Genomic DNA, 19,775 nt, shown 5'->3' with positions numbered 1-19,775 from the left:
TTTCCGGCGTTTGCGCCATGGCGTGGCCAATTATCGGTGCCGCTGGCCGAACTGCCCTTGTAAAAACGCCCGAAGCCCCCATGTTCTGCGGCATGGCGCTTGCCAGTGCCGGGCGGGATTCATAAAATCCCCTCTTTGATCTTTCCACTCTTCAACATAACGCCCCCAGTCGGTAGAGGACATTTCATGCAAGTTTCCGTCGATACGACCTCCCAGATCGAACGCCGCATCACCGTCCAGGTGCCGGCCGCCGAGATCGACGAGGCCGTCAATGCCCGTCTCAAGGATGCCGCCAAGAACGTTCGCATGGACGGCTTCCGCAAGGGCAAGGTGCCGATGTCGGTGATCCGTCAGCGCTACGGCCGCGACGTGCGTAACGAAGTGGTGGGCGAAGTGATGCGCGAGCGCTACGTGCGCGCCATTTCCGAGAACGAGCTCAACCCGGCCGGCTTCCCGCGCATCGAGGCGACCGTCGACGAGGCGGGCAAGGACCTCGAGTTCGTGGCGACCCTCGAGGTCTATCCGGAGTTTGAGCTGGCCTCCATCGAGGGCACCGAGGTCGAGCGCCCGGTGGTCGAGGTGGTCGAGTCCGACGTCGACGAGATGATCGAGACCCTGCGCAAGCAGAATGCCGGCTGGGAAGAGGTTGAGCGTGCCGCCGCCGAGGGTGACCAGGTGACCATCGATTTCCAGGGCTTCCTGGGCGACGAGCCCTTCGAGGGCGGCAGCGCCGAGGGCCACAGCCTGGTGCTGGGCTCCGGCAGCTTCATCCCCGGCTTCGAGGAGCAGCTGGCGGGTGTCGCGGCCGGCGAGGAGAAGGAGATCAAGGTCACCTTCCCCGAGGACTACCAGGCCGCCCACCTGGCCGGTCAGGAAGCGACCTTCAAGATCAAGCTGCACGCGGTGAAGGCCCAGGCCCTGCCCGAGGTGGACGCCGAGTTCGTCAAGAAGTTTGGCGTCGATGACGGCGACCTCGACAAGTTCCGCGCCGAGGTCCGCAAGAACATGACCCGCGAGGCCTCTCAGGCCGTCGACAACCGCGTCAAGCAGCAGGTGCTCGAGGCGCTCAAGAAGGCCAACGAGATTCCGGTGCCGCAGTCGCTGATCCAGCAGGAGACCGACGGCCTCAAGCGCCAGGCGGCCCAGCAGTTCGGCCTGGGCGAGGACTTCGATGTCTCCCAGCTGCCCAACGAGTTGTTCTCCGAGCAGGCCAAGAGTCGCGTCCAGGTCGGCCTGCTGCTGGCCGAGGTGATCAAGTCCGGTGAGCTCGACGCCACCGACGACGAGATCAAGGCCAAGGTCGAGGAACTCGCCGAGCAGTACCAGGAGCCCGCCCAGGTGGTCGAGTACTACATGGGCAACGAGCAGATGAAGACTCAGCTGAAGTCTGCCATTCTCGAAGAGAAGGCCGTCGACACCCTGCTCGAGCAGGCCAGCGTCAAGGATGTCACCATGACCTACCAGGAGGTCCTGGCCGCTGCCCAGCAGCAGGCCGAGGCCGACGAGGAGGAGAGCGAGGAAGAGGGTCAGGAAGAGAGCAAGGCCTGATCTCCTTCACCGCCTCCGGGCACAGGCGCGCCGACGATCGGCGCGCCTGCCCAGCCGCTTCCATTCTTCGGATGCAAGGACGTCACACTGATGAGCAACGAGTTCGAGATCCACAACGCCGGTGGCCTGGTGCCGATGGTGGTCGAGCAGAGCGCGCGCGGCGAGCGGGCCTACGACATCTATTCCCGCCTGCTCAAGGAGCGTGTGATCTTCCTGGTGGGGCCCGTGGAAGACTACATGGCCAACCTGGTGGTGGCTCAGCTGCTGTTCCTTGAGTCCGAGAACCCGGACAAGGACATCCACCTCTACATCAACTCCCCGGGCGGGGCGGTGACCGCGGGGATGTCGATCTACGACACCATGCAGTTCATCAAGCCCGACGTCTCTACCGTCTGCATCGGCCAGGCGGCGAGCATGGGGGCCCTGCTGCTGGCCGGCGGTGCGGCCGGCAAGCGCTTCTGCCTGCCCAACTCGCGGATGATGATCCACCAGCCGCTGGGCGGCTACCAGGGCCAGGCCTCGGATATCGAGATCCACACCCGTGAGATCCTCGGCATCCGTGACAAGCTCAACCAGATCCTGGCGCACCATACGGGCCAGGACATCGATACCATCGCGCGGGACACCGACCGCGACAACTTCATGAACGGCGTCCAGGCGGCCGAGTATGGCCTGATCGATGCGGTGCTGGATAAGCGGCCGACATCCTGATAGCGTGAATTTCATCACGCCCTGACACCGTTCTCCGGCAGCTCGTGCTGCCGATGTGAGCCCGGCCGGGCGCCATGTGCGCCCGGCCAACTGAGATGAGGTAAGCGAATGGCCGACGGCAAAGGCAAGGACGAAGGCGGCAAGCTGCTCTACTGCTCGTTCTGCGGCAAGAATCAGAACGAGGTGCGCAAGCTGATTGCCGGCCCGTCCGTCTATATCTGCGATGAGTGTGTCGACCTCTGCAATGACATCATTCGCGAGGAGGTGCTCGATGCCGATGCCGAGACCGACGAGGAGCGGCTGCCGACTCCCCGCGAGATTCGTCACACCCTCGATGACTATGTGATCGGCCAGGACCGCGCCAAGATGGTGCTGTCGGTAGCCGTCTACAACCACTACAAGCGCCTGCGCTCCGAGGTCAGGAAGGACGACGTCGAACTCGGCAAGTCCAATATCCTGCTGATCGGCCCCACCGGCAGCGGCAAGACCCTGCTGGCCGAGACCCTGGCGCGCCTGCTCAACGTGCCCTTCACCATCGCCGACGCGACCACGCTGACCGAGGCGGGCTACGTGGGCGAGGATGTCGAGAACATCATCCAGAAGCTGCTGCAGAAGTGCGACTACGACGTCGAGAAGGCCGAGCGCGGCATCGTCTACATCGACGAGATCGACAAGATCTCGCGCAAGTCGGACAACCCCTCCATCACCCGTGATGTCTCGGGGGAGGGCGTGCAGCAGGCGTTGCTCAAGCTGATCGAGGGCACCACCGCCTCGGTGCCGCCCCAGGGCGGGCGCAAGCATCCGCAGCAGGAGTTCCTGCAGGTCAACACCGGCAACATCCTGTTCATCGTCGGCGGTGCCTTCGCCGGCCTGGATCGGGTGATCCGCGACCGTGCCGAGAAGGGGGGCATCGGCTTCAGCGCCGAGGTCAAGAGCAAGGACGAGTCGCGCGGCGTGGGCGAGCTGCTGGCCGATGTCGAGCCCGAGGACCTGGTCAAGTTCGGCCTGATCCCCGAGTTCGTGGGGCGCCTGCCGGTGATCGCCACGCTGACCGAGCTCACCGAGGATGCGCTGATCCAGATCCTCACCGAGCCGAAGAACTCGCTGGTCAAGCAGTACGCCAAGCTGTTCGAGATGGAGGGCGTGGAGCTCGAGTTCCGCGAGGACGCCCTGCGCGCCGTGGCGGTCAAGGCGATGGCGCGCAAGACCGGCGCCCGTGGCCTGCGCTCGATCCTCGAGTCGGTACTGCTCGACACCATGTACGAGATTCCTTCCCTGGAGGGGGTCAGTAAGGTGGTGATCGACGCCTCCGTGATCAGCGGCGAGAGCGAGCCGCTGCTGATCTACTCCCAGCAGCAGGAGGCGGCCGGCGACGGCACCGACGGCTGAGCGGTTCGGTCCCGGCGCCAGCGCCGGGCCCCGATGCGGGAGCGAGCCTCGCCACAGCCGGTGACCCGCCGGCCAGGCGAGGCCGCTCCCGCGTTCTTTTGTGCGGGCGCTGCCTTTTTTCGTCATCCATCGTCAGGCCTTCCCTTGCAAAGCGGCCGGCGCGCCCCCACCCCTGTCACATTCACCCGTTTTGTTTGAGGAACGTCTGCGATGCAGCAGAACGCCGATCAGACCCTGAGTCTGCCCCTTTTGCCGCTGCGGGACGTGGTCGTCTACCCGCAGATGGTCATTCCGCTGTTCGTCGGCCGGGAGAAGTCGATCCAGGCCCTCGAGGCGGCCATGAGTGCCGACAAGCGGGTGCTGCTGGTGGCCCAGCGCGAGGCCAGCAAGGACGATCCCGACCGCGATGACCTCTTCGCCATCGGTACCGTGGCCGAGATCATGCAGCTGCTCAAGCTTCCCGACGGCACCGTCAAGGTGCTGATCGAGGGGGTCTCCCGCGCCGACGTGGGGACCATCCATGCCGGCGAGGCCTTCACCTCGGCCGAGGCGGTGCTGCGCGAGAGCGAGCCCCTGACCGAGCGCGAGCAGGAGGCCCTGGTGCGCGTGCTGCTCAACCAGTTCGAGCAGTACGTCAAGATGTCCAAGAAGGTGCCCAACGAGGTGCTCAACTCCCTCTCCGGCATCGAGGACCCGAGCCGTCTGGTGGACACCATCTGCGCCCACCTGTCGCTGAAGATCGACGACAAGCAGCGTCTGCTGGAGATGGATCGCGTGCGCGATCGCATCGAGCACCTGATGGCGCTGATCGAGGCCGAGATCGACCTGCTGCAGGTCGAGAAGCGCATCCGCTCCCGGGTCAAGGACCAGATGGAGAAGTCCCAGCGCGAGTACTATCTCAACGAGCAGATGAAGGCCATCCAGAAGGAGATGGGCGAGCTCGAGAACGTGCCCAACGAGGCCGAGAAGTACGAGCAGGCCATCGAGGCCTCCGGGATGCCCAAGGAGGCCCGCGACAAGGCCACCCAGGAGCTCGGCAAGCTCAAGATGATGTCGCCCAACTCCGCCGAGGCGACGGTGGTGCGCTCCTACCTCGACTGGCTGGTCTCGGTGCCGTGGAAGAAGCGCACCCGGGTCAAGCACGACCTGGTGCACGCCCAGCAGGTGCTGGACGAGGATCACTACGGCCTCGAGGAGGTCAAGGCGCGCATCCTCGAGTACCTGGCCGTGCACAAGCGGGTCAAGAAGCTCAAGGGTCCGGTGCTCTGCCTGGTGGGGCCGCCCGGGGTGGGCAAGACCTCGCTGGGCAAGTCCATCGCCCGGGCCACCAACCGCAAGTACGTGCGCCTGGCGCTCGGCGGGGTGCGCGACGAGTCCGAGATTCGCGGCCACCGCCGCACCTATATCGGCTCGCTGCCGGGCAAGATCGTCCAGCGCATGTCCCGGGCCGGGGTCAGGAACCCGCTCTTCCTGCTCGACGAGATCGACAAGATCGGCATGGACCACCGTGGCGATCCCGCCTCGGCGCTCCTCGAGGTGCTCGACCCGGAGCAGAACGACACCTTCAGCGACCACTACCTGGAGCTGGACTACGATCTCTCCGAGACCCTGTTCATCTGTACCGCCAACTCCATGAACATCCCGGGGCCGCTGCTCGACCGCATGGAGGTGATTCGTCTGCCGGGGTACACCGAGGACGAGAAGCTGGCCATCGCCAAGCGCTACCTGGCGCCCAAGCAGCTCAAGGCCAACGGCTTCCAGGAAGGGGAGCTCGCCTTCGCCGACGAGGCGATCCTGGAGCTGATCCGCTACTACAGCCGCGAGGCGGGCGTGCGCGAGCTCGAGCGCCAGATCGCCAAGGTGTGCCGCAAGGTGCTGCGCGAGCGCCTCGAGAAGGAGAGCCAGGAGGGCGCGCTGGCGCCGCAGACCCTGGCCGCTGCCGACATCGAGGCCTACGCCGGCGTGCGCCGCTACAGCTACGGCCTGGCCGACCAGGATGACCAGGTCGGACGCGTGACGGGCCTGGCCTGGACCTCGGTGGGCGGCGAGCTGCTCAATATCGAGTCGGTGGTGACGCCGGGCAAGGGGCGCATCAACAAGACCGGCTCGCTCGGTGAGGTGATGAAGGAGTCGGTGAGCGCGGCCCAGACCGTGGTGCGGGCCCGGGCGCTCAAGTTCGGCATCGACCCGGAGCGCTTCGAGAAGGAGGACCTTCACATCCACGTGCCCGAGGGCGCCACGCCCAAGGACGGTCCCAGCGCCGGCATCGCCATGGTCACCGCCATGGTCTCCGCCTACACCGGTCGCCCGGTGCGCTGCGACGTGGCGATGACCGGTGAGGTCAACCTGGGCGGCGAAGTGCTGCCCATCGGCGGCCTGAAGGAGAAATTGCTGGCCGCCCGGCGCGGTGGTATAAAGACCGTGCTGGTGCCCGAGGAGAATCGCCGCGACCTCAAGGAGGTTCCGGATAATATCAAGGAGGCTCTCGACATCAGGCCGGTTCGCTGGATCGACGAGGTGCTTGAAGTTGCGCTGGCCAAAAGGCCGGAGGCTTCCGGAGAGGAATCTCGATCCGAGGATGCCGCCTCATCCCCGTCGATGATCAGCACGCATTGACAATAATTTCCCCACCATGTTTCGTCGAAAAGCCTGATATGGTGGGGTCCGGCGCGGTAGTATGCTTGACAGTCCTTTCATCGCATTGCTATAAAATGCGCCATGCCGTGATCGTGACCTTCCGGTTGAGTTGTTGCGCCGATTAGAGCCAAATTCCGAAAAATCAAGGGGTGAAGTGTGAACAAGTCCGAGCTGATCGAAGCCATTGCCGCGTCTGCCGACATTCCCAAGGCAGCCGCTGCCCGGGCCCTGGACGCCATGGTCGAGACCGTGACCGATAGCCTGAAGAAGGGCGACAGCGTCTCCCTGGTGGGCTTCGGCACCTTCCAGGTCAAGGAGCGCGCCGCGCGTACCGGCCGCAACCCCCAGACCGGCCAGCCGATCGAGATCAGCGCCGCCAAGGTGCCGAGCTTCAAGGCCGGCAAGGCGCTCAAGGATTCCGTCAACTGAGGCGTCCCGCCCGCCGCGCCGCTGATGGTTGACTCTCCTACAGGCGCATCGCCCACGGCGGTGCGCCTGTCTTGGTTTAAAGTCCGCACTTTCCACACAATACGTTGCCGAGGCCTGCATGCTGCAAAGTATTCGTGACCGCTCCCGAAGCTGGGGCGCCAAGATCATCGTCGGGGCCGTGGTCGTGACCATGGCCCTGTTCGGCGTCGAGTCCCTGGTGGGCCTGTTCGGCGGCGGAGGCGACGAGATCGCCAAGGTCAACGGTGAGCCGATCACTCGCCAGCAGCTGGAGCTCGAGGTCCAGCGGGCGATCCGCAGCGGTCAGGTGCCTCCCGAGCAGGAGCGCGCCCTGCGCGCCCAGATGCTCGACCAGCTGATCACCGACCGCCTGCTGACCCAGTATGCCGAGGAGGGCGGCCTGCACCTCTCCGAGGAGCAGCTCGACCAGATCATCGTGTCGCTGCCGGAGTTCCAGGATCAGGAGGGCCGCTTCGACAGCGAGCTGTTCCGCAACCGCCTGGCCAGCGCCGGCTATACCCCGGTGGCCTTCCGCGAGGAGCTGCGCGTGGACATGAAGCGCCAGCAGCTGCAGCAGGGCCTGGCCTTCAGCGACTTCACCCTGCCAAGCGAGCAGGAGACCCTGGCGACCCTGCAGCGCCAGACCCGCAGCTTCCGCTATGCAGCGCTGTCCGCCGAGCAGGTGGAGGACGACGTGGAGGTGACCCAGGCCGCCCTGGAAGAGTACTACGCCGCCAACGCCGACAACTACCGCCGCCCCGAGCAGGTGCGCCTGGAGTACGTGCTCATCGACCGCCAGGAGATGGCCGAGGCGGTCGACGTGGAGGAGTCCGAGCTGCGTGATGCCTGGCAGGAGCGCACCGCCGACGCCGATCGCCGCATCGCCCATATCATGCTGACCGTCGGCGGCGAGCGCAGTCGCGACGAGGCGCGTGCCGAGCTTCAAGCGGTGCGCGAGCGCCTGGCCGAGGGCGAAGCCTTCGCCGATCTGGCCCTTGAGGTCTCTGACGACACCGTCACGGCGGAGCAGGGTGGCGATCTGGGCGTGATCAGCCGCGGCTTCTTCGGCGACAGCTTCGACGAGGCGGCCTTCAGCCTCGACGAGGGTGAGGTCTCCGATATCGTCGAGACCGACAACGGCCTGCATCTGCTGACCGTGACCGGCCTCGAGCGACAGTCCTTCGAGGAGCTGCGCGACGAGCTTCGTCGCGAGGTCGCGCTCTCCCGGGTCTCCGGCGAGTTCAACGAGCGTGTCCAGCGCCTGATCGACGAGAGCTTCGCCGCCGACGACCTGCAGAGCGTCGCCGACGACCTCGGCCTCGCCCTCCAGGAGAGCGACTGGGTCTCCCGCGACGGCGCCGAGGGCGTGCTCTCCGAGCCCGGCGTGATGAGCGAGGCCTTCAGCCCCGACGTGCTGGAGGAGCGCTTCAACAGCGAGGTGATCGAGCTGGATAACGACCGCCGCCTGGTGGTGCGCGTGGCGGAGCATCGCGAGGCCACCACCCTGCCCCTGGAAGAGGTGCGTGACCAGGTCGAGGCCAGCGTGGCCGCCAACCTGCGCCGCGATGCGCTGATGGCGCTGGGCGAGGAGCGCCTCGCGGCGCTGCGCGACGGCGACGAGCAGGGCCTCGACTGGCAGCGGGTCGATGGCGTGGGCCGCCAGGAGACCCAGGGCCTCTCCCGCGCGCTGGTGGATGCGGTGTTCCGCCTCCCGGCCCCCGAGGGCGATGCCCCGGTCTATGGCCGTGCCGCCGACGGTGACCGGGTGGTGTTGATCGCCCTGGAGCGGGTCGAGGAGGGCGAGCTGGATGCCCAGGTCGAGCAGTTCGTGGCCAGCATGGCCGAGCGGCTGCGCGCCCAGGCCGCCATCCAGGGCCTGCTGGATGACCTGCGCGACAGGGCGGAGATCCGCCGCTAGGGTCCTCGGCCAGCCGCTAGGCCAGCGAAAAGGAGCAAGCTTCAAGGCAACCCCTTGGCTTGCTCCTTTTTCATGGGGGCCCTGTCGTTGCTGATCCCCGCGTCGCTGGCCCTGGCCTGAATCTGGTCCCTCAGGCTCGTGATCGACATGTTATGATGTAACACTTTCTTCGTCCGAGGACTCCCCATGCCTGCGCCCCTGGCCAATATCCCCGTGCACCTGATCACCGGTTTCCTGGGCAGCGGCAAGAGCACCCTGATCCATCGGCTGATCGAGCAGAAACCCGCGGATGAGCGCTGGGCGGTGCTGGTCAACGAGTTCGGCCAGGTGGGCATCGACCAGACCATGTTCGAGGAGCGCGACGACCTGGTGGTGAAGGGACTGCCGGGTGGCTGCCTCTGCTGCCAGCTGGCCTTCGTGATGCAGGCGACCCTGGTCAACCTGCTGCATCGCCATCGCCCGGACCGGCTGATCATCGAGCCCTCCGGGCTCGGCCATCCCGCGGGGCTGCTGGAGGTGCTGAGGGGAGAGGCGTTCGAGGGGGTGCTGGCGCTGGGGGAGATGGTCGCCGTCTTGGACCCCCGCCGCCTGGATGACCCGCGTGCCCTCGAGCACGAGACCTTCCGCGACCAGCTGACCCTGGCCGATGGGGTGGCGCTGACCATGGTCGACCTGGCAAGCCCCGAGCAGGTGGCGAGGGCGAAGGCGTGGCTCGCCGAGCTGTGGCCCGCCAAGCGCTGGATCGTGGAGGCGCCCCTCGGCCGCCTGCCGCTGGCGCGACTGCTCAAGGCCGAAGCGCCCGCCTCGCCGCTCGCGGCGCCCGACAGCGAGACCCACCGGCGGCTTCGCGACGCGGCGGGCGGCGCGCTCGGCTCGCAGGGCGTGGTGCTGGAGGCGTTCGCGGCGCCGCTGCCCGCGCCGGGGCGGCCGCATCGGGAGGCGGGCGAGGCGCTGGGGCATGCCACCCTGGGGTGGCGCTGGCACCCCGACGACCGGTTCGAGCTCGACCGGTTGGCCATGGTGCTGGGGGAGCTGCCGGCCACCCTGCGGGTCAAGGGGGTGTTCCACTGTGACGCCGGCTGGCGGCTCTACAACCGCGCCGAGGGGGCGGTCAGCCTCACCGCCAGCGCCTGGCGGCGCGACTCGCGCCTCGAGGTCATCGGCACAGCGGGGAGCCTGCCCGACGCCGAAGCGCTGGAGGCGCGCCTCGAGGCCTGCCGGCTGGGCGCGGCGTCACCCGCCTAGGGCGAAGTGCTCAAGCCTGGGGGCCTGCCCCTCCTCGATGACGATCTCCCACCCCTGGTCGGGCTGCCAGTCGCCCAGCACGAGGCGCGTCGCGGCCTGGCCGTCGATGCTCAGGTCGTGCACCGCGGGGCGGTGGGTGTGGCCGTGAATCAGGGTGGCCACCGCGTGCTCGTCCATCACCCTGACCACCTCCTCCGGCGTCACGTCCATGATGTCCTCGGCCTTGTTGGAGTTGGCCTCCCCGGACTGCTCGCGCAGCTGTTTCGCCAGGGCGATGCGCTGCGCCAGGGGCATGGAGAGCACCTGGGCCTGCCATAGCGGGTTGCGAGCCTGGGCGCGGAATGCCTGGTACTCGGCGTCCAGGGTGCAGAGGCTGTCGCCATGCATCAGCAGGATCCGCTGGCCGCCGAGCATCACCACGCTGGGGTCGGGGAGCAGGGTAGCGCCGGCCGCTTCGGCGAAGCGCTCCCCGAGCAGGAAGTCGCGGTTGCCGTGCATCAGGTAGAGCTCGGTGCCGTCGTCGGCCAGGCGCCGCAGCGCCCGGGCGACGCGCAGGGCCAGGTCGGCGTTGCCGCTGGGATCCTGGCCGGCCAGGTCGAGCAGGTCGTCGCCGATCCACGCCTCGAAGAAGTCGCCCAGGATGTAGAGCGCGTCACAGCCGCAGGCGCGCGTCTGAAGCCAGTGCAGGAAGCCTTCGGTGACCTCGGGGGCGCCGGGGTGCAGGTGCAGGTCGGAAATCAGCAGGGTGGTCATGGCAGCGGGGTCCTGGGCTGGCGGGCAGAGGGCAAGACGCCCGCGCGGGGCGGGCGTCGGCCGGGGCAGGGCGGTGGAATCAGGCGTCCTTGACGAAGGCCTTCTGGATCACCACGTCCTCGGCGGGCACGTCGGCGTGCATGCCGCGGCGGGTGGTGGCCACGCCCTTGATCTTCTCGACCACGTCCATGCCCTCGACCACGCGACCGAACACGCAGTAGCCCCAGCCCTGGATGGACTTGCCGCTGTGGTTCAGGAAGGCATTGTCGGCCACGTTGATGAAGAACTGTGCGGTGGCGGAGTGCGGGTCCTGGGTGCGTGCCATGGCGAGGGTGGCGGCCTCGTTCTGCAGGCCGTTGTCGGCCTCGTTCTCGATGGGATCGCGAGTGGGCTTCTGGTTGAAGTCCTCGTCGAAGCCGCCGCCCTGGACCATGAAGCCGTCGATCACGCGGTGAAAGAGGGTGCCGTCATAGAAGCCATCGCGCACGTACTGCTCGAAGTTGGCAGCGGTCTTCGGCGCCTTCTCGTGGTCCAGCTCGATGCCGATGTCGCCGTAGGTAGTCTGCAGAGTGATCATGCGTAAGTTCCTGTGCGGTAAAGGGGCCTCGCCTTGGCGTTGCCCATGGACGTGGCGCTATAATACCGGTTTTGCCTCGCTGCGCGAAACAAGCCCGAGCGTCTCATGTCAGCGGCTTGACCCAGCGGCGAGGGCGCCGGGGATAAGCGGAAGAGGAGGTCCTATGCCAGGGATGGCATCGGTAGCGCCCAGGGATGGGTTCACAGCGCCTCCTCGAACGCTTGTCGCCGGAATAGCCCCGAGCAGTGGAGGCCATCGGCAAGGCTCCAGACCGCACCCTAACCAGAGGTTGTTTTCCCAACCATGACCACCGACACCACCAGCGCGCCGAATTTCATTCGCAACCAGATTCGCGACGAGATCGAGGCCGGTCGCACCGGCAAGATCGTGACCCGCTTCCCGCCGGAGCCCAACGGCTTCCTGCATATCGGCCACGCCAAGTCGATCTGTCTCAACTTCGGCCTCGCCGAGCAGTTCGGTGGTGACTGTCACCTGCGCTTCGATGACACCAACCCGGCCAAGGAAGAGCAGGCCTACATCGACGCCATCCAGGAGGACGTCAGCTGGCTGGGCTTCGAGTGGGCCGGGGCGGTGCGCTTCGCCTCGGACTACTTCGATCAGCTCTATGCCTGGGCCCAGCACCTGATCCGCGAGGGCAAGGCCTACGTGGACGACCTCTCGGCCGACGAGATCCGCGAGATCCGCGAGTACCGCGGCACCCTCACCGAGCCGGGCCGGCCGAGCCCCTACCGCGAGCGCAGCGCGGAGGAGAACCTCGACCTGCTCGAGCGCATGCGCGTCGGCGAGTTCGCCGAGGGCGAGAAGGTGCTGCGGGCGAAGATCGACATGGCCTCGCCCAACATCAACCTGCGCGACCCGATCCTCTACCGCATTCGCCACGCCCATCATCACCAGACCGGCGACAAGTGGAAGATCTACCCCTCCTACGACTTCACCCACGGCCAGTCGGACGCCATCGAGGGGATCACCCACTCCATCTGCACCCTGGAGTTCGAGGACCATCGCCCGCTCTACGAGTGGTTCCTGGAGAACCTGCCGGTGCCGGCGAGGCCCCGCCAGATCGAGTTCGCCCGGCTCAACCTCAACTACACCCTGACCTCCAAGCGCAAGCTCAAGCTGCTGGTGGACGAGGGCATCGTCGACGGCTGGGACGATCCGCGCCTGCCGACCATCTCCGGGATGCGCCGTCGCGGCTACACGCCGGCCTCGATCCGCAGGTTCTGCGACATGATCGGCGTGACCCGCGCCGACGGCGGCCTGGTGGACATCGCCATGCTCTACCACGCCATCCGCGCCGACCTCGAGGACAACGCGCCCCGGGCCATGGCGGTGCTCAAGCCGCTGAAGGTGGTGCTGACCAACGTGCCGGAGGGGCATGAGGAGGTCTATGAGGTGCCCGGCCACCCGGCCCGGGACGATCTCGGCCTGCGCAAGCTGCCGTTCACCCGGGAGCTCTATATCGATCAGGACGACTTCATGGAGGAGCCGCCCAAGAAGTTCTTCCGCCTGGCGCCGGGCCAGGAGGTGCGCCTGCGCAACAGCTATGTGATTCGCTGCGATGAGGTGGTCAAGGACGCCAACGGCGAGATCGAGGCGCTCCACTGCTCCGTGGACTTCGATACCCTGGGCAAGAACCCCGAGGGTCGCAAGGTCAAGGGCGTGATTCACTGGGTCAGCGCCGAGCACGGCGTGCCCATGGAGGTGCGGCTCTACGACAACCTCTTCACCGTGGAGCAGCCGGACCGCGACAAGGATGCCGACTTCCTCGACCACCTCAACCCGGAGTCGCTGGTGGTCTGCCAGGCCATCGGCGAGCCGAGCCTCGCCGAGGCCGCCGCCGAGAGCCGCTTCCAGTTCGAGCGGGTGGGCTACTTCTGCGCCGATCGCCACGCCTGCCGCGACGGCAAGCTGGTGTTCAACCGCACCGTGGGCCTCAAGGACAGCTGGGCCAAAGTCATGAAGAAAGACGCGCAGACGAAGGGGTGATCGTGAGTAACGAGCTGCAGATCTACAACACGCTGACCCGCCGCAAGGAAGCCTTTACCCCCATCGAGCCGGGCCGGGTGCGCATGTACGTGTGCGGTATGACCGTCTACGACTACTGCCATCTGGGCCATGCCCGGGTGATGGTGGCCTTCGACGTCATCACCCGCTACCTGCGCCATCGTGGCTATGACGTCACCTATGTGCGCAACGTCACCGACATCGACGACAAGATCCTGCGCCGCGCCGACGAGAACGAGAACGGCGAGAGCATCGCCTCGCTCACCGAGCGCATGATCGAGGCGATGCACGAGGACGAGGCGCGCCTCGGCGTGCTGCCCCCGGACCAGGAGCCCCGGGCGACCCGCCATGTCGGCGACATCATCGCGATGGTCGAGACCCTGATCACCAAGGGCTACGCCTATGCCGCCGACAACGGCGACGTCTACTACCGGGTGCGCAGGTTCGAGGGCTACGGCAAGCTCAACAACCGCGACCTCGACGAGATGCGCGCCGGGGCGCGCATCGAGGTGGACGAGCACAAGGAGGATCCGCTGGACTTCGTGCTCTGGAAGGCCGCCAAGCCCGGCGAGGCGAGCTGGACCTCCCCCTGGGGCGAGGGGCGCCCCGGCTGGCATATCGAGTGCTCGGCCATGTCCAAGTGCTGCCTGGGCGACACCTTCGACATTCACGGCGGCGGGCCGGATCTCACCTTCCCCCACCACGAGAACGAGATCGCCCAGTCCGAGGCCGCCAACGGCAAGCCCTTCGTCAACACCTGGATGCACGCCGGGGCGGTGAGGGTGAACCAGGAGAAGATGTCCAAGTCCCTGGGCAACTTCTTCACCATCCGCGAGGTGCTCGAGCACCACGACCCGGAGGTGGTGCGCTACCTGCTGGTGGCCAGCCACTATCGCAGCGCGATCAACTACTCTCCGGACTCCCTGGCCGACGCCCGCAAGTCCCTGGAGCGCTTCTACCACTCTCTTGAAGGGCTCGCGCTTGAAGGGCTCGCTCTCGAGGGGCTGGCGCTGGAAGGGCTGGCTCAGGAAGAGGGCGAGCCGGCAGCAGGGGCGGTGGCGCCCGAGTTCGACGAGCGCTTCACCGCCGCCATGGACGACGACTTCAACACGCCCGGGGCGCTCTCGGTGCTCTTCGACCTGGCCCGCGAGCTTAACCGGGCCAGGAAGGAGGCGCCCGAGCAGGCGCCGGCCCTGGCCCTCGAGCTCAAGCGCCTGGGTGGCATCCTGGGCCTGCTGCAGCTGCAGCAGGACGCGGCGACCTTCCTCAAGGCGGGTGCCTCCGGCCTGCCGCTCTCGGAAGCCGAGATCCAGGCGAAGATCGACGCGCGCGCCGCGGCCAAGCAGGCGAAGGACTTCGCCGCCGCCGACGCCATCCGCAATGAGCTCGCGGTGCTGGGCATCATCCTCAAGGACTCCCGCGAAGGCACCACCTGGGTCTTCGAGAAGCCCGACGCCTAGCCGCAAGTCAGCAGCGTTATCCCGGAAAGCCCGGCCCCCCTGTGGGGTCGGGCTTTCTGGTTGTCGCGGGCAGGCCCAGTGCGCCAGGGGGCGCGAGCCTAGGTGGCAGGCGGCAGCGGGATCTGTCGCGGCCAGTCGTCGGCCACCACGAAGAGGCGCTGCCAGCCCGCCTCGGCATGCCAGAGGGCGAGCTGCACCGGCGAGGCGGGCTCCCGGAAGTGCTCGGCCAGCCGGGCCTCAACCTCGCCCAGGGGCTGCAGACACTCATGGCGGGGTAGCGCCAGCCAGTGGGGCTTGGTCAGCCTGGCCGCCCGGGTGCCGGTCGGCAGCCCATCCCGGAAGTCTCTCCACGCTCCCCAGAACAGCCAGGTCCCGCGCAGGTGCGCCGGGTTCGCTTCCCGGGGCACCGGCAGGGGGTGGCGCCAGGGATAGAAGAGCACCCCCGGTATGGCCAACTGGCGATGGATCTCGAGGGGACGAGCGGCGCCGACGGCATCGCCATCGATCAGCTCGCGCAGGGCGTGGCGGGTCTCGGGCTGCTCGGTCAGGCGAAGCTGGTGTCGATGGAGGTGCTCGCGCTTGCCACCCAGGCTGTCGGCGCCGCCGGGGCCGATCCAGCGCGCCTGGTCCTCGGCGCTTCCCGGTCCCTCGATCAGCCCCAGGTAGTACTTGATGGCGACCTCGAGATGGATCAGCGCCGTCTCGCCGCGGCGGCGGTAGAGCAGGTCGAGCTCGCCCAGGGTCTGCTTGCCGCGATGGATGCGCAGGTTGTGGGCGAGCAGCTCGGTGCCCGGGGCCGCGTCGAGCAGGAACTGCCAGAGCCGCTCGTGGTAGAGCCCCATGCGACCGACGAGGGTCTCGCCGACGCAGGCCTCCAGTGATGTGGGGTCGGCCTCGAGATCATCCAGCCAGGCGGCGAGCAGGGCGTCGTCACCCAGCCCCAGCGCCTCGCGGCTGGGCCGGCCCGGCCAGGGCATGTCGAGCAGATCGGGTGCCAGCAGCAGCCACGCCAGGTCGCGGACCAGCGGATGGTGGCAGCGGTCGAGCAGGGGCGGGGTGGCGTGCGGCATCCGGGGCATCCTTTGCGTTGGCGGCAAGTGTCTGACAGGCAAGGGCTGTGATCCCTATACTGCAGCATACCTTCACACTTCCCGAGTGGTCACTCGCCATGCGTATCCCGTTTTCTCGCCCCCTGGCCATCGCGGCCGGCACCCTGCTGACCCTCTCCCTCGCCCAGGCAGAGGGGCCCGTGGTGGTCTCTTCCAAGATCGATACCGAAGGCTCGGTGCTTGGCCAACTGATCGTCCAGCGCCTGGAGGCCGGCGGCATCGAGGTGCGGGAGCGGCTGCAGCTGGGCGGCACCAGCATCGTGCGCGAGGCCCTGCTGGCCGGGGAGGTCGACCTCTATCCGGAGTACACCGGCAACGGCGCCTTCTTCTTCGACATGACCGACAGCGACGTCTGGCACGACGCCGAGGCTGCCTACGCGACGGTGCGTGAGCGCGACGCCGAGCGCGGCCTTGCGTGGCTGACGCCGGCACCGGCCAACAACACCTGGGCGATGAGCGTGCGCGGCGACCTGGCCCGGGAGCAGGGGCTCGCGACCCTGGAGGACCTGGCCGCCTGGCTGGGCGACGGCGGCGATTTCAGGTTCGCCGCCAGCGCCGAGTTCGTCGAGTCCGAGCAGGCGCTGCCGGCCTTCCAGGCGGCCTATGGCTTCGCGCTCTCCGATGACCAGCTGCTGGTGCTCTCCGGCGGCAATACCGCCTCCACCATGCGCGCCGCCGCCCAGCGGACCAGCGGGGTCAACGGCGCCATGACCTATGGGACCGACGGTGGTCTCAACGCCCTGGACCTGGTGGTGCTGGAGGACACCCTCGGCGTGCAGCCCGTCTACCAGCCGGCGCCGGTGGTGCGCGCCGAGGTGCTTGAGCGTCATCCCGAGATCGAGTCGCTGCTGGCGCCGGTGTTCCAGGCCCTCGATCTCGAGGTGCTCCAGCGCCTCAACGGCGACGTGGCGGTGAACGGGCTCGACCCTCGCCAGGTGGCGGCCGACTTCCTCGCCACCCTGGAGGAGTGACCCGTGACGCGCAGGGACGCGCCGCCCACCAATCGGGTGATCGGGCTGCTGGCGCTGGTGGCGGCCCTCGGCGTCGGCTGGCTGGCCACGGTGAGCGTGGCGCCCAACCGCATCGTGCCGGGTTCGCCCCTTCGGGCCCATGAGGCCGCCGGCTGGCTGGGCGCCCTGGCGCTGCTGCTGCCGCTGCTGGGGCTGGCGGCGTTGGCCTGGCGGCCCACCCGGCGCCGGCTCTGGCTGGCCCTCGCCCTGGCCACGCTGCTGCTGATGGCGCTGCCGGCCTGGCTTGTCGTGGCGGCTCTCCTGAACCTCGACCCCGGCGAGCCCCAGGCGCGGCTGGGGCTCGGCGCGGGTTTCTGGCTGCTGCTCTTCTGCCTCTCGCTGATGGTGATCGAGCTGCGCACCCGCCTCGTGCTCGGGGCCGCCGCGGGCTGGCTGCTGGTCGCGGCGGTGCTGGCCGCCTGGTGGCTGGCCGCTCCCTGGCTGGAACCGCTGGCGCTCGTGCGGGAATACCGGGGACGCAGCGGCCAGTTCGCCGGCGCCGTGGTCGACCACCTGCTGCTGGTCGGCGCCGCCGTGGGAGCGAGCCTGGTGCTGGGGGCGCTGATCGCGCTGGCGATGCGCCGACACCCGGCCGTGGAGCGGGTCGGGTTCGCCCTGCTCAATTTCCTGCAGACCATCCCGAGCCTCGCCCTGTTCGGCCTGCTGCTGGCCCCCCTGGCCTGGCTCTCGGCGAACCTGGCCTGGGTCAACGCCCTGGGGGTGCGCGGCATCGGCTGGGCGCCGGCCTTCCTGGCCCTGCTCGGCTACAGCCTGCTGCCCATGGTGCGTAACACCTTCGTGGGGCTCTCCGCGGTGGATGCCGGGGTGCTGGAGGCGGCGCGCGGGATGGGCATGAGCCGTTCCCAGGTCTTCCTGCAGGTGCGCCTGCCGCTGGCGCTGCCGGTGGTGCTGGAGGGGGTGCGCATCACCACGGTGCAGGCCATCGGCCTTGCCGCCGTGGCGGCGCTGATCGGGGCCGGCGGGCTCGGCACCTTCATCTTCCAGGGGCTGGGCCAGGCGGCCATGGATCTGGTGCTGCTGGGCGCGCTGCCGATCCTGGCCATGGCGCTGGCCGTCGACTCCCTGCTGGGCGCTCTCACGCGTCGCCTGGACACCCGCATCGCCGCAGGAGCCACCCCATGATCGAGCTTAGCGAGGTGACGAAGCGTTTCGGCACCGAAACGGCGGTGGAACGCCTCTCGCTGCGAGTGGAGAGGGGCGAGCTGTGTGCCCTGGTGGGCACCTCCGGCTGCGGCAAGTCCACCACCCTGCGCATGATCAACCGGCTGATCGAGCACGACGGCGGCGAGATTCATTTCGACGGCCGGCCGGTACGGGAGTTCGATGAGCAGGCCCTGCGCCGGCGCATCGGCTATGCCATTCAGAGCACCGGGCTCTTCCCCCACTGGACGGTGGCGCGCAACATCGGCCTGGTGCCGCGGCTGCTCAAGTGGCCGGCGGCCCGGGTCCGGGATCGCGTCGAGGAGCTGATGGCGCTGCTGGGCTTGCCCCTCGAGCAGTTCGCCGACAAGTACCCCCACCAGCTCTCCGGAGGGCAGGCCCAGCGGGTGGGCGTCGCCCGTGCCCTGGCGGCGGATCCGGATATCCTGTTGATGGACGAGCCCTTCGGTGCCCTGGACCCCATCACCCGGGAGTCGCTGCAGGCCGAGCTTCGCCGCCTCCAGGCGCGGCTCAACAAGACCATCCTCTTCGTCACCCACGACATGGACGAGGCCCTGGCCCTGGCCGACCGGCTGGTGGTGATGCGCGCCGGGCGTATCGTGCAGCAGGGTACGCCGCTTTCGCTGCTGCGCGATCCCGCCGACGACTTCGTGGCCTCCCTGCTGGGCGGCGAGGATCGCGGCCTCAAGGAGGCGGCGATCACCCCGGTGAGCGAGCGTATGCAGCCGCTCTCGCCGCGGCTGCTGCCCCGGGCGCGGGTGCATCGGAGCGCCTCGCTGCGCCAGGCGCTCTCGGTGATGTTTCGCGAGCACGCGGATCGGCTCGCCGTGGTGGATGACGATGACATGGCGGTGGGGGAGCTCTCCCTGCGCCGCCTGGTGGAGGGGCGCCGTGACGAGTGAGGTGCCACCCGATGTCGGGCGACTGATGCGCTGGCGGGCGCCGCTGGTCTGGCTTTCGCTGCTGATGCTGCTGGCGGCGGGCATGGCCTGGCTGGCGCCGCTGTTTCACTGGGTCGAGCCCGGCGCCCGCCAGGTGATCTACCCCCACGGCGACTTCCTGGTGCTGCTGGGGCGCCACCTGCTGGTGGTCTCGGTGGCCTCGCTACTGGCGTTGCTGCTGGGAGTGGGGGCCGCCGTGCTGGTCACTCGACCCGCCGGTCGGGACTTCCTGCCCCTGGTGGCGCAGTTCGCCTCCATGGGCCAGACCTTCCCGCCGGTGGCGGTGCTGGCGCTGGCCGTGCCGGTGCTGGGCTTCGGCACCTGGCCGATCATCGTGGCGCTGCTGCTCTATGGGCTGCTGCCCATCGTGCGCAACACCCTGGCGGGGCTGGAGGGGATTGACCCCGCGGTGCACGAGGCGGCGCGCGGCATGGGCATGAGCCGCGGGCAGGTCCTGCGCCAGGTGGAGCTGCCCCTGGCCGCGCCGGTGATCCTGGCCGGCGTCCGCACCTCGGTCACCATCAACATCGCCACCGCGGCGCTCGGCGCCACCGTGGGCGCGAGCAACCTCGGCGCGCCGATCATCTCCGGCATCGTCAACGGCAACAGCGCCTACGTGCTCCAGGGGGCGGTGCTGATCGGCCTGCTGGCGCTCTGCGTGGACAGCGCCTTCGAACGCCTTCAGCGCGAGCTGGGCCATCCGGGCCGCTGAGCAAGAGACAGCAAGATCCACTGCCCTCTGCTGCCTTGGTAGCAAGGTGGGTGCGCATGGCTGCATTTTACGTTAACGTCATCCTGGGTTGCGTTGACCCGCCGGCGGCGA

The 19,775-nt window shown here is 68.2% G+C and carries 16 protein-coding genes; 13 read left to right on the top strand and 3 right to left on the bottom strand.

Going from position 1 to position 19,775, the window contains the following annotated elements:
* The first annotated feature begins 186 nt into the window (after positions 1-186).
* The 7 genes from tig (at position 187) to B6N23_RS02380 (ending at position 9,895) form a co-directional block, all read left to right on the top strand.
* Positions 187-1,548: a trigger factor gene (gene tig / locus B6N23_RS02410; protein ID WP_305501612.1), complete on the top strand. Its 1,362-nt coding sequence runs from the start codon at positions 187-189 to the stop codon at positions 1,546-1,548.
* A gap of 90 nt (positions 1,549-1,638) precedes the next feature.
* Entirely contained in the window at positions 1,639-2,259 is a 621-nt protein-coding gene (gene clpP, locus B6N23_RS02405) for an ATP-dependent Clp endopeptidase proteolytic subunit ClpP (RefSeq protein WP_169958202.1), read from the top strand.
* 108 nt (positions 2,260-2,367) lie between these two features.
* The gene (gene clpX, locus B6N23_RS02400) at positions 2,368-3,648 is read left to right on the top strand and encodes an ATP-dependent Clp protease ATP-binding subunit ClpX (protein WP_169958203.1); all 1,281 of its coding nucleotides are present in this window, start codon (positions 2,368-2,370) and stop codon (positions 3,646-3,648) included.
* A gap of 210 nt (positions 3,649-3,858) precedes the next feature.
* Positions 3,859-6,264: an endopeptidase La gene (lon, locus tag B6N23_RS02395; protein WP_305501611.1), complete on the top strand. Its 2,406-nt coding sequence runs from the start codon at positions 3,859-3,861 to the stop codon at positions 6,262-6,264.
* 177 nt (positions 6,265-6,441) lie between these two features.
* A complete protein-coding gene (gene hbs / locus B6N23_RS02390; RefSeq protein ID WP_119022795.1) occupies positions 6,442-6,714 on the top strand; it encodes a non-specific DNA-binding protein Hbs in 273 nt (90 codons plus the stop codon).
* A gap of 118 nt (positions 6,715-6,832) precedes the next feature.
* Positions 6,833-8,650: a SurA N-terminal domain-containing protein gene (locus B6N23_RS02385; RefSeq protein ID WP_305501610.1), complete on the top strand. Its 1,818-nt coding sequence runs from the start codon at positions 6,833-6,835 to the stop codon at positions 8,648-8,650.
* Between the two features lie 186 nt (positions 8,651-8,836).
* Positions 8,837-9,895, top strand: a complete 1,059-nt coding sequence (locus B6N23_RS02380; RefSeq protein WP_305501609.1) for a CobW family GTP-binding protein — start codon at positions 8,837-8,839, stop codon at positions 9,893-9,895.
* Here B6N23_RS02380 and B6N23_RS02375 read toward each other — a convergent pair.
* Positions 9,884-10,648, bottom strand: a complete 765-nt coding sequence (locus tag B6N23_RS02375) for a UDP-2,3-diacylglucosamine diphosphatase (RefSeq protein ID WP_305501608.1) — start codon at positions 10,646-10,648, stop codon at positions 9,884-9,886. The genes B6N23_RS02380 and B6N23_RS02375 overlap by 12 nt on opposite strands.
* A gap of 79 nt (positions 10,649-10,727) precedes the next feature.
* Positions 10,728-11,225, bottom strand: a complete 498-nt coding sequence (locus B6N23_RS02370; protein ID WP_305501607.1) for a peptidylprolyl isomerase — start codon at positions 11,223-11,225, stop codon at positions 10,728-10,730.
* 303 nt (positions 11,226-11,528) lie between these two features.
* Here B6N23_RS02370 and B6N23_RS02365 point away from each other — a divergent pair, with 303 nt between their 5' ends.
* Together B6N23_RS02365 and cysS are read left to right on the top strand one after the other, a co-directional pair.
* A complete protein-coding gene (locus B6N23_RS02365) occupies positions 11,529-13,232 on the top strand; it encodes a glutamine--tRNA ligase/YqeY domain fusion protein (RefSeq protein ID WP_305501606.1) in 1,704 nt (567 codons plus the stop codon).
* A gap of 14 nt (positions 13,233-13,246) precedes the next feature.
* A complete protein-coding gene (gene cysS / locus B6N23_RS02360) occupies positions 13,247-14,710 on the top strand; it encodes a cysteine--tRNA ligase (protein WP_305503928.1) in 1,464 nt (487 codons plus the stop codon).
* A 98-nt stretch (positions 14,711-14,808) separates the two neighbouring features.
* Here cysS and B6N23_RS02355 read toward each other — a convergent pair whose 3' ends face one another.
* Positions 14,809-15,780 carry a DUF1853 family protein gene (locus B6N23_RS02355; protein WP_305501605.1) on the bottom strand — a complete coding sequence of 324 codons (972 nt, stop codon included), beginning with the start codon at positions 15,778-15,780 and terminating at the stop codon, positions 14,809-14,811.
* Positions 15,781-15,878: 98 nt separating this feature from the next.
* On the opposite strand from B6N23_RS02355, the gene osmF reads away from it, so the two are divergent.
* From osmF to B6N23_RS02335, 4 genes are read left to right on the top strand one after another with little or no spacing between them, the layout of a single operon-like run.
* Positions 15,879-16,790, top strand: a complete 912-nt coding sequence (osmF, locus tag B6N23_RS02350) for a glycine betaine ABC transporter substrate-binding protein OsmF (protein WP_305501604.1) — start codon at positions 15,879-15,881, stop codon at positions 16,788-16,790.
* 3 nt (positions 16,791-16,793) lie between these two features.
* Positions 16,794-17,972 carry an ABC transporter permease gene (locus tag B6N23_RS02345; RefSeq protein WP_305501603.1) on the top strand — a complete coding sequence of 393 codons (1,179 nt, stop codon included), beginning with the start codon at positions 16,794-16,796 and terminating at the stop codon, positions 17,970-17,972.
* Positions 17,969-18,913, top strand: a complete 945-nt coding sequence (locus tag B6N23_RS02340; protein ID WP_305501602.1) for an ABC transporter ATP-binding protein — start codon at positions 17,969-17,971, stop codon at positions 18,911-18,913. Before B6N23_RS02345 ends, B6N23_RS02340 begins: the two co-directional genes overlap by 4 nt.
* Before the next feature lie 25 nt (positions 18,914-18,938).
* Entirely contained in the window at positions 18,939-19,664 is a 726-nt protein-coding gene (locus tag B6N23_RS02335) for an ABC transporter permease (protein ID WP_305503926.1), read from the top strand.
* Positions 19,665-19,775: the final 111 nt, after the last annotated feature.

The sequence above is a fragment of the Halomonas alkalicola genome, from assembly GCF_030704205.1.
Classification (GTDB): domain Bacteria; phylum Pseudomonadota; class Gammaproteobacteria; order Pseudomonadales; family Halomonadaceae; genus Halomonas; species Halomonas alkalicola.
Note: the sequence above shows the minus strand (reverse complement) of the source record. Positions and strands in the feature narration are given on the sequence as shown.